Source organism: Pseudomonas cyclaminis (assembly GCF_015163715.1).
Classification (GTDB): Bacteria; Pseudomonadota; Gammaproteobacteria; order Pseudomonadales; family Pseudomonadaceae; genus Aquipseudomonas; species Aquipseudomonas cyclaminis.
Genome location: NZ_JADDUM010000199.1, coordinates 1 through 9,459, shown reverse-complemented (window position 1 = coordinate 9,459; position 9,459 = coordinate 1). Strand labels below are relative to the sequence as shown.

Annotated in this window: 14 protein-coding genes; 9 read left to right on the top strand and 5 right to left on the bottom strand. The window is 59.8% G+C overall.

Annotated elements, in window-relative coordinates; genetic code table 11:
- A partial coding sequence (gene upp / locus IQK56_RS23170; RefSeq protein ID WP_193901841.1) for a uracil phosphoribosyltransferase occupies positions 1-347 on the bottom strand: 347 nt, incomplete at its 3' end.
- A gap of 163 nt (positions 348-510) precedes the next feature.
- Here upp and IQK56_RS23165 point away from each other — a divergent pair.
- The 3 genes from IQK56_RS23165 to IQK56_RS23155 all read left to right on the top strand — a co-directional run bounded on the left by IQK56_RS23165 (position 511) and on the right by IQK56_RS23155 (position 1,994).
- A complete protein-coding gene (locus tag IQK56_RS23165) occupies positions 511-1,068 on the top strand; it encodes a hypoxanthine-guanine phosphoribosyltransferase (protein ID WP_032886291.1) in 558 nt (185 codons plus the stop codon).
- Positions 1,069-1,128: 60 nt separating this feature from the next.
- Positions 1,129-1,614, top strand: a complete 486-nt coding sequence (locus IQK56_RS23160) for a hypothetical protein (protein WP_150675056.1) — start codon at positions 1,129-1,131, stop codon at positions 1,612-1,614.
- 92 nt (positions 1,615-1,706) lie between these two features.
- Entirely contained in the window at positions 1,707-1,994 is a 288-nt protein-coding gene (locus tag IQK56_RS23155) for a PA4642 family protein (RefSeq protein WP_122307388.1), read from the top strand.
- A 57-nt stretch (positions 1,995-2,051) separates the two neighbouring features.
- Here IQK56_RS23155 and mqo read toward each other — a convergent pair whose 3' ends face one another.
- On the bottom strand, positions 2,052-3,560 hold the full coding sequence (gene mqo, locus IQK56_RS23150; protein ID WP_150760780.1) for a malate dehydrogenase (quinone): 1,509 nt from the start codon (positions 3,558-3,560) through the stop codon (positions 2,052-2,054).
- Between the two features lie 728 nt (positions 3,561-4,288).
- Positions 4,289-4,522 carry a hypothetical protein gene (locus IQK56_RS23145; RefSeq protein WP_122307390.1) on the bottom strand — a complete coding sequence of 78 codons (234 nt, stop codon included), beginning with the start codon at positions 4,520-4,522 and terminating at the stop codon, positions 4,289-4,291.
- A gap of 194 nt (positions 4,523-4,716) precedes the next feature.
- Between IQK56_RS23145 and IQK56_RS23140 the strand changes: the two genes are divergently transcribed.
- Positions 4,717-5,304: a YajG family lipoprotein gene (locus IQK56_RS23140; protein ID WP_099587139.1), complete on the top strand. Its 588-nt coding sequence runs from the start codon at positions 4,717-4,719 to the stop codon at positions 5,302-5,304.
- A 72-nt stretch (positions 5,305-5,376) separates the two neighbouring features.
- Here the strand turns inward: IQK56_RS23140 and IQK56_RS23135 are convergent, their stop codons facing one another.
- Positions 5,377-5,586, bottom strand: a complete 210-nt coding sequence (locus tag IQK56_RS23135; protein WP_099587140.1) for a hypothetical protein — start codon at positions 5,584-5,586, stop codon at positions 5,377-5,379.
- Positions 5,587-5,770: 184 nt separating this feature from the next.
- Here IQK56_RS23135 and IQK56_RS23130 point away from each other — a divergent pair, with 184 nt between their 5' ends.
- Positions 5,771-6,028 (top strand): hypothetical protein, encoded by a 258-nt coding sequence (locus tag IQK56_RS23130; RefSeq protein WP_122307391.1) that lies wholly within the window; start codon positions 5,771-5,773, stop codon positions 6,026-6,028.
- Between the two features lie 33 nt (positions 6,029-6,061).
- Here IQK56_RS23130 and IQK56_RS23125 read toward each other — a convergent pair whose 3' ends face one another.
- Complete coding sequence (locus IQK56_RS23125) at positions 6,062-7,225, bottom strand: 1-acyl-sn-glycerol-3-phosphate acyltransferase (RefSeq protein WP_183140513.1); 1,164 nt, start codon at positions 7,223-7,225, stop codon at positions 6,062-6,064.
- Between the two features lie 132 nt (positions 7,226-7,357).
- On the opposite strand from IQK56_RS23125, the gene IQK56_RS23120 reads away from it, so the two are divergent.
- From IQK56_RS23120 to IQK56_RS23105, 4 genes are all read left to right on the top strand, one after another.
- Positions 7,358-7,540 (top strand): CPXCG motif-containing cysteine-rich protein, encoded by a 183-nt coding sequence (locus tag IQK56_RS23120; protein WP_122307393.1) that lies wholly within the window; start codon positions 7,358-7,360, stop codon positions 7,538-7,540.
- A gap of 11 nt (positions 7,541-7,551) precedes the next feature.
- The gene (locus IQK56_RS23115; protein ID WP_099587144.1) at positions 7,552-7,812 is read left to right on the top strand and encodes a putative signal transducing protein; all 261 of its coding nucleotides are present in this window, start codon (positions 7,552-7,554) and stop codon (positions 7,810-7,812) included.
- A 36-nt stretch (positions 7,813-7,848) separates the two neighbouring features.
- Positions 7,849-8,469: an SOS response-associated peptidase gene (locus IQK56_RS23110; protein WP_122307394.1), complete on the top strand. Its 621-nt coding sequence runs from the start codon at positions 7,849-7,851 to the stop codon at positions 8,467-8,469.
- A gap of 128 nt (positions 8,470-8,597) precedes the next feature.
- Positions 8,598-9,416, top strand: coding sequence for a M48 family metallopeptidase (locus IQK56_RS23105; protein ID WP_099587146.1), 819 nt, complete (start codon positions 8,598-8,600; stop codon positions 9,414-9,416).
- Positions 9,417-9,459: the final 43 nt, after the last annotated feature.

Here is a 9,459-nt window from a genome sequence, read left to right as displayed (position 1 = left end):
TTTTCCAGGTAAGTGTGGGCCTGCAAGGTTTCTTCGTTGCGGGCCACGCCTACGGCGCTGACCTTGGCGCCCGGAATCAGGCTGAGGACGCCTTCGAGCATGCCGATACCGGCGCGCAGGATCGGCACCACGGTGATTTTCTTACCGGCGATTTTTTCTACCTGTACGGGACCGGCCCAACCGGGGATCTCGTAGGTTTCAAGGGGCAGGTCCTTGGTGGCTTCGTAAGTGAGCAACGCTCCGACTTCCTGAGCAAGCTCACGGAAGTTCTTCGTGCTAATGTCGGCGCGGCGCATAAGGCCGAGCTTGTGCTGGATCAGCGGGTGGCGGATCTCGCGAGTGGGCATGGGAAAGGCTCCGGCGGCGGGCAAAAAAACCGGCCTAGATTAATCTATCCGAGGGTGTTGTCCTATAGACATCTAGTACGTTAGTCCATTAAGGCTTGCCCGGAGCGCATGAGAAGCGTACCTTCGCCCGCTTTTCTTGCCACAGCACCCCTTGGAGAGCGCTATGTCCGCTGATCTTGAGCATATCCGTCAAATCATGCGTGAGGCTGATTGCCTGTACACCGAAGCGCAAGTCGAAGCTGCGATCGCCAAGGTCGGCGCCCACATCACCCGCGAAATGGCCGACACCAATCCGGTGGTCTTCTGCGTGATGAACGGCGGCCTGATTTTCGCCGGCAAATTGCTCACCCACCTGCAATTCCCGCTGGAAGCGTCCTACCTGCACGCGACCCGCTATCGCAACGAAACCACCGGCGGCGACCTGTTCTGGAAAGCCAAGCCGGAAGTCTCGTTCATCGACCGCGACGTGCTGATCATCGACGACATCCTCGACGAAGGTCATACCCTGGGCGCGATCATCGACTTCTGCAAACACGCCGGCGCGCGCAAAGTGCACACCGCCGTGCTGATCGACAAAGACCACGACCGCAAGGCCCGTCCGGACCTCAAGGCGGATTACGTCGGCCTGCCGTGCATCGACCGCTACATCTTCGGTTATGGCATGGACTACAAAGGCTACTGGCGCAACGCCAATGGGATCTACGCCGTCAAAGGCATGTGACCCAGGCCCGGCGCAGGGTTGTCATGCTATCGTGCGTGGCCCCTGCGCCTGGAGCTGTACATGAGCCTGTTGATTCGCACGTGCGCCGTCCTGGCGCTGACCCTGAGTTTGCCCCTGGCCGCCGCTCCGGCGCCGATGCATGCTCAATTCCTGCCGCCGGATGACCTGACGCTGCGCACTGAAACCCCTGACCAGCAGCAGTTGCTGCAAGTCACCGAGTACGCGGTGGTGGTGGGCAACCAGCGCCAATCCAACCAGCAACCGATCCCGGTAACGTCGCCGCTGATGATCCGCCTCAAGGGCAAGTCCCTGAACAAAGGCGCGACAATCAACCAGGTGGTGCTCAATTTCGATGCCGAAAGCAAAAGCCTGAAAAAACCGGTGTTTGATGACAAGAGCAAGACGCTGACGCTGTCGTATCCGGTGGCCCAATACCGGGTGATCGTCGATTTGCTGCGCAATGACACGGTGTATGTACAGTTCCTCAGTTATGCCAACGGGCATATCTGGGCGGACCTGCACACCGGTGCAGTCCGCACCAAATAATCAAAACACCTTGGATCTCCAGTGCTTTCGGAGCTTGCGTCTCACAGGTAGACTTCAAGCCCCGTGTAAATGTCTGCAGGCTGGAGTCGGTAATGCGTAAAGATAAGAAACAGGTGATTGGTGACGAGATCGGCGACGATCAGATCAAGTTGTTCCTGGACTTCGAGCCGGTTGACGCGACTTCACCGTCCCTGCACAAACTGATCAAGGCCTACCGTGGCCTGCGTATCGACGACTTCGAGCGCTTCCTGGGCTTTTTCAAGGAAGCCGGCCTGGACCTGGATGGCAAGGATGAACATGGCCAGACGTTTGTTGATCTGATCAAGGACCAGCGCAATGCGCCTGAGTACATAGCGCTGATCGAAAACGCCCGCGGCTGATTTTCCCCAGCCATAAAAAAACGCCCCGAGGGGCGTTTTTTTTATGGCAGCAATGCCTCAAGCGTAGCTTTCGGCCTCGTTGCTTTGCTCCACCAGCTCCAGGCTGATGTTGTTCTGCGTGTTGATCTTGCGATACAGCTCGGCGTCGGTCTCCAGGACTTTCTCCCGTGCCGGGAAGATCTCGTGCAGCTTGGCTGCCCACTCACCCGCCGCCTTGGCCGGGAAGCAACGTTCAATCAGCTCCAGCATGATCGAAACGGTCACCGACGCGCCCGGAGAAGCGCCCAGCAGCGCCGCCAGGGAGCCGTCCTTGGCCGCGACCAGCTCGGTGCCGAATTGCAGCACGCCGCCTTTCTTCGGGTCTTTCTTGATGATCTGCACCCGTTGGCCGGCCACTTCCAGGCGCCAGTCTTCGGCTTTCGCCTCAGGGTAGAAGCGGCGCAGGGATTCCAGGCGCTGCTCCATGGATTGACGCACCTCGCTGACCAGGTACTTGGTCAGGTCCATGTTGTCGCGGGCCACCGCGAGCATCGGGCCGATGTTGCCAGCACGAATCGACATCGGCAGGTCAAGGAACGAGCCGTGCTTGAGGAACTTGGTGGTAAAGCCGGCGTACGGCCCGAACAGCAGGGATTTCTTGCCATCCACTACGCGGGTGTCGAGGTGCGGCACCGACATCGGTGGCGAGCCCACGGCGGCCTGGCTGTAGACCTTGGCCTGGTGGTGCTTGACCACTTCGGGGTTGTCGCAACGCAGCCACTGGCCGCTGACCGGGAAGCCGCCAAAACCTTTGCTTTCTTCGATGCCCGAGGCTTGCAGCAACGGCAGGGCTGCGCCACCGGCACCGAGGAACACGAACTTGGCGTCCACTTCACGGCTGGTGCCGCTGTTGACGTCCTTGATGCTCACGGTCCAGCCGGCGCCGTTGCGCTTGAGACCGGTCACGCGCTTGCTGTACTTGACCTGGGCATCCGGGGAGCTGGTCAGGTGGCCGAGCAATTGGTTGGTCAGGGCGCCGAAATTGACGTCGGTGCCATTCATCACGCGGGTGGCAGCGATTTTTTCGTCGAGCGGGCGGCCCGGCATCATCAGCGGCATCCACTCGGCCATCTCGCTGCGGTCTTCGGTGTAGTGCATGTCCGAAAACGCGTGGTGCTGGCTGAGGGATTCAAAGCGCTTCTTGAGGAACGACACGCCTTTGTCGCCCTGCACGAAGCTCAGGTGCGGCACCGGGCTGATAAAAGACTTGGACGAGCCAAAGGTGCCCTTTTTGGTCAGGTATGCCCAGAACTGCTTCGACACTTCGAACTGAGTGTTGATGTGCACGGCTTTCTTGATGTCGATGGAGCCATCGGCGGCCTGCGGCGTGTAGTTCAGCTCGCACAGCCCGGCGTGACCGGTACCGGCGTTGTTCCACGGGTTGGAACTCTCCGCTGCACCCGAATCCATCAGCTCAACGACTTCCAGCGTGAGGCCGGGGTCGAGCTCTTTGAGCAATACGGCCAGGGTGGCACTCATGATGCCGGCCCCTACCAGTACTACGTCGACTGCTTCGTTATGCGCCATTTAACGCGTCTCCAAAATCTGCAGCACCAAATTGACGGCATGGCTGCCAGGAGTGACGGGGCGGTTCACGTGTTGCCCCAGATTACCCATGGCCAGGATCGCCATGTCCGTTTCGCAATTCTTTGCAACTTCAGCGCACGCTTCCTGCCCGGCCTGATCTGCCTATGAACGCATTCATGGGCGCCTGTGGCAATTCGACTTATGGTCAAAGCGTGCGTTTCGTGCAATCAATCCGTAGCGGACAGGCTCAAGCTCCGGTTGTTGAGGAGTACTCGGTCCTGTGTGGTTGGGCTGTTCCAGACGCTGATGGTGCTTGTACAAACGCCAAACTATTCATTTGCTCGCCACACTCTTGTGAAGTTGTGAAAACCCGTTTTTTCACGCTCTTTTGAAGACGTGAACCTCAAAAAAGGGCTGCCCCGGCCTGGCACCTGGCCCGCAATACTTCTGCCGACACGCGGCAAAACGGGCAAACAACTCAAGTGGCCGAGCGCAATGGCAGCTCTGGCAGATTCGGTAAAGGCGGGTGGTTTGCAAAGGAAACAGCAAGCGCGCCAGCTTCACTCGATCTGTGTGGGCGGCTCTCTGTGGGCGATTCTTGGGGTTAATACCGAGGCATTAACGATGCTGCGAGGCCCGATCAGGAGACGTCCTTATAATCGGGGGGAGATTGTAGCGAAGAACGTCAGGGAAATGGGCGTGTTTTATGACTTTTATTAGGTCTTCGGTCAGGCGGCCAACGGCTGGTGACGTGGCGACCGCACAGGACGTGGGCTTACACGGGCACGGGCGGGGAGCGGGTGATGCATCCAGCTCAGGCGGATTTCATCGATTTCCACCCAACCGTCGCCCACAGGCGGCTGGCTGCATTCCTTGAACGCCTGGCAACGGCCTTGTGCATCGAGCCGGGCGAACTGACGAAGGGCCGGCTTGCGGGTAAACAGTGACCAGAGAAATTGCATGGCGAGAGCCCTCCTGAGATTGGGGGTAAGCATGCCGTGTGGGGATGACGACTCGATGTAACGGCTATGACATATCAATGACAGCGAACCGCTGCCGAGGCGACGAGTCATAGGTTGTAACTGACGCTAGTTCCCTGCGGGGGCGCCCCGCTATACTGCCGGCCTGTCGGTACCTGATTTCTGGAGAGAAGCGCATGTTGCAACGCCTGTTGTTCGGTTTGATCACTGTGACCAGTTTGACCTTGGTTGGCTGCGCCAACAGCCCGCAACAACTGAGCCCACAACCGAAGCTCACCACGCAGTTGGCCCCGGTAGGTCACGGTCAGCCGGTGTCGGTACGTGTTGTGGATGGTCGTCCTTCGCCTACGCTGGGCTCTCGCGGTGGCCTGTACCCGGAGACCGCGCTTATCTCGGTGACCGGCCAGGACGTGCTGCCCAAGCTGCAGGCCCAGGCCGAAGCAGCCGTGCGCCTGCTGGGCTTCACGCCGAGCGCCAACGCGCCAGGCGCTCCTCAGCTGACCATCACCTTGGCGGAACTGAAGTATCAATCGCCTAAAGAAGGCCTGTACGTGACTGAAGCCGCCATCGGCGCAACGTTCAAGTCCGACGTCACCGCCGGTACCCGTCGCTACAGCGGCCGCTACGGCGCATCGTTGAACCAGCGTTTCGGCATGTCGCCGAACCAGGAAACCAACACCAAGCTGGTCAGCGATGTCCTGAGTGACGCCTTGACCCGCCTGTTCAAGGATCCAAGCATCGGTTCCTTGCTCAGCGCGCAGTAACGGTTCAAATGCAGTAACCGTCCAAATAAAGACCGGCTCAGTGATGAGCCCGGTCTTTTTTCGTCTTCAGTTTCACGCGGCAGTGTCGATACAGAAGTCCAGCATGCTCACCCCGGTCAACAGATCGGCCTCCGGCAGGTCCGCATGCTGGTGCCCGCCGAGGGCGCAGTACACCAGCCAATGGCGGTCCTGCACGTTGAATGCGAGGCCGCCGACCAGCGCCTCTTGCTCATCGCTTTGGGCAATCAGATACAGCCGATCCTGGTTGTGCGCGTGCAGCATGACAAGCTCCCGAACGTTCGAAGGGCAACAGAGTGGCTTGTTAAGGTGACGTTCAGGTGACGCTGTAAATTACTGGATACATTAACCGTCCATGGGGGATGGAGCGTTTTAGGCGCTGGAGGCCACTGTCCGTTCAGGTATGTATCTGAACTGATACCCAGACACTGTTTTCCTGAGGTTTGCGATGGCGCTGCCCGCACTATTGATCAATGCTGTGGCTTTATTGGTAGCCTGCCCTGGTGCAGCGCTGCTGTTCATTACCCGCCTGCGCGAACAACGCGCCATGGCCGAGTTGACCGCACAAAGCGAAGACCGGGCCATCGATCAGCCCATGCTGTTCCTGGATGTGCGCACCGAACGGGCGCATCGGGTGGCTTACCGGATCGGCTTCGCCTGTCTGGGGCTGGGGCTGGCCCTTTCCTGGCTCAGCACCCGAATCTGAAAAAACCGCCCCTTCCACATTTTTGATCGGTGTTTACAGCGCAATTCCCGCCTTCACCCGATACTGATTGCGCACCGGCGTCGCATATTGCACCACCAGAAACGGTCGGTGCTCCGCCGGGCATTCGTTCAGGCGCCGCTCCCACTCGGCCTTCGCCTTGGCCAGTTCATCCGCCGGGAACACCTCGGCCGCCTTTGGCACCTGTAATTGCGGGTCGGCGTCGCTCCACTGGGCATATGCCAGGTAGTGCACCGGGAACAGCCGATAACCGCCGAGAATCTGTCGATCCATTTCCACGGCCAGCACTTTGGTGTCTTCGAAGCGCTCAGTAATCGGCGGCGCGAAGTTGATGTGCACGCGGCCTTTGTAGCCGGTAATGCCCAGGGCAATGCTCACGTCATCCTCACCTTGCGCCTTGACGTAAGTGCCGGTGGTGGCGCGGATATACAGCTCGCGGGCCTTGGCCGTATCGCACGGGTCGTACTCGTAGCTGATGGACACCGGCGTCAGGTTCAGCGACTGGATCACCTCGGCAAACGGCTCCTCCTTGCGGCTGACGTGGAACATCTTGAGGATCGCCGACTCGGTGCGATCATCTCCATCCTTGGCGCGGCCCTCGGCCTGGGCGATCCAGATCGACTGGCAGTCGTTGCGGATCGAATGGTTGATGTAGGCCGACAGCAGGTTGAATGCTGCCATCTTCTCCTTTCGCCCAGTGATCGAGCGGTGCACGATGAAGCTCTTGTTCAGGCGCATCAGGTCGCTGACAAACGGCTTTTGCAGCAGGTTGTCGCCGATGGCGATACGCGGTGTCGGCAGGCCGGCGTGGTACACGGCATAGTTGACGAAGGCCGGGTCCATCACGATGTCGCGGTGGTTGGCCAGAAACAGGTAGGCACTGCCCGACTTGAGTTGCTCGACGCCGCTGTAGGTCACGCCGTCGGTCGCCCGGTCAATGGTATGGTCGACGTAATACTCGACTTTGTCCTGCAGCGTCGCCACGGTGGTGACACCGGCGAACTCACGCCGCAGTTTGCGGGCGATCATCGGCTTGAGCAGCCAGCCCAGGGCGCCGGCAAAGCGCGGGAAGCGGAAGTGGGTCAGGATGTCCAGAAAGGCCTTGTCACTGAACAGTCGGTCCAGCACTGCCGGGACTTCGCTGTCGTTGTAAGGTCGGATGGTATCGAATTCGCCCATCATGCTCTCTTGTTAGAAACGGCTAGGGTAAGTAAAGGAAATACCAGGGAGCGGCCCAGGTAATTGGCCTGGCCGGAAATAGCCCTGTAAATAGACCGGCGATTATACGCACAAGTCACTTGGGAGACTGCGATGCTGGAAACTGCGACCTACGATTGTCCTTATTGTGGTGAAGAGGTCGATACAACGGTGGACTTGTCCGGCGGTGATCAGGTTTACATAGAAGACTGTCAGGTGTGTTGCAGGCCGATCATTTTTGATCTGCAGGTGCATGGTGACGAATGGATGCTTGAGACTCGCGGCGAAAACGAATAACGGGTACAGCCATGCAGCGAATCTACGAACCGGAAAACCTGATGGAGGGCGAGCTGCTGCAACAGATGCTCGCCAGCGAGGGCATCGAAGCCCACCTGGTGGGGCGGCATCTGCTCGGCGGCACCGGCGAGCTGCCGATTTTCGGCCTGCTGGGGCTGGAGGTCGACAACGACCGGGCCGTGGATGCCCGCGAGCTGATCACCGCCTACATCGGCGCGCAACCCGTGCCCGGCGATGAACCCGACAGCTTCCCTGACGTGCTGGTCTGTTAGGCTGTCGGCCGGTTTACCCAAGAGTCGTGTTGCCCCATGTGTGGACGTTATGCCCTGTTTCGCTGGAATCCCACCTTTGCTGCCTTGCCCGGCTTTCCGGCCGACCAGCAGGCCCAGTGGAACATCTCCCCGAATGATTCGGTGCTCATCCAGCGCCTGAACGACGGCCAGCACACCCTGGCCCGCGCCCGCTGGGGCCTGACGCCGCCCTGGCTGACTGACCTTTCCCGCACCCCGGCCCATGCCCGTGCCGAAACCCTGGCCGAGCAGCCGATGTTTCGCGAAGCCTTTCGCCAGCGTCGCTGCCTGCTGCCGGCCAACGGCTTTTATGAATGGCGCGGCACCCAGCGCAAACGCCCGTACTGGCTGACGCCGGGGGAGGGCTCCACGTTGTTTTTTGCTGCCATCTGGGAAGCCTATCCGGTGCAGGAGCAAGTGTGGCTGAGCACTGCTGTGGTGACTCAGGCCGCCCAGAGCCAACGCCGGCCGTTGATCCTGGACGCGGCGGGGCAGGCCGCCTGGCTTGATCCCGAAACGCCGTTGCATGTGCTGCAAAGCTTGCTGGCCAGTGAGCCCGTCGCGTTGCGCGAGCGAGTCCTGGCCAACATGGTCAACGATCCCAAGCTCAATGGGCCGGAGTGCCTGACGCCGGCCTGAACCTGAAGGGTGCTGTAGGATGTATCTGAAAATCAGCGGTTAAGCGTCTGTTGTATCTGGCGCCGATACAAATGAGCGCCTACGATACGCGCCATGTTTCGAGGGCGTTTTTCAGGGAGCGAGTGTTGATGAAAAAAACAGTGGCGGTAAGTGTATTGGCGGCGGCGATGCTGCTGGCGGGGTGTCAGTCGGTCAATACCACCAGCGGCGGCGCCGTTGGGGTTGAGCGCAAGCAGTACATGTTCAGCATGCTGTCGAGTCAGGAAGTCGACCAGATGTATGCCCAGTCCTACCAGCAGACGCTGGGTGAAGCCAGTACCAAAGGCCAGTTGGACAAGACCAGTGCCAACGCCAAGCGCGTGCAGGCTATCGCCAAGCGTTTGATCGCCCAGGCGCCCACCTTCCGCCCTGATGCAGCGCAGTGGAAGTGGGAAGTGAATTTGATCAAGAGCGATGAGATGAACGCCAACTGCGGGCCTGGCGGCAAGATCTTCGTGTACAGCGCGTTGATCGACAATCTCAAGCTGACGGATGACGAGTTGGCAGCGGTGATGGGCCATGAAATCGCCCACGCCTTGCGCGAACACGGCCGTGAGGCGATGTCCAAGGCGTACGGTATCGAGATCGCCAAGCAGGGCGCCGGTGCATTGTTCGGTTTGGGCCAGGACAGCCTGGCACTGGCGGACACCGTGGCCAACTACGGCATGACCTTGCCGAACAGCCGCAGCAATGAAAACGAGGCAGACCTGATTGGCCTGGAGCTGTCGGCCCGCGCCGGCTACAACCCGAACGCCGCCATCACGCTGTGGAACAAGATGGCCAAGGCTTCGGAAGGTTCGCCGCCGGAATTCATGAGCACTCACCCGGCGTCCGACAGCCGGATTGCCTCGTTGCAGGCGGCGATTCCGAAGGTGATGCCGCTCTACCAGCAGGCCAAGAAGTCCTAAGGCTTGATGAGGATCTAAATGTGAGAGGGGGCTTGCCCTAATG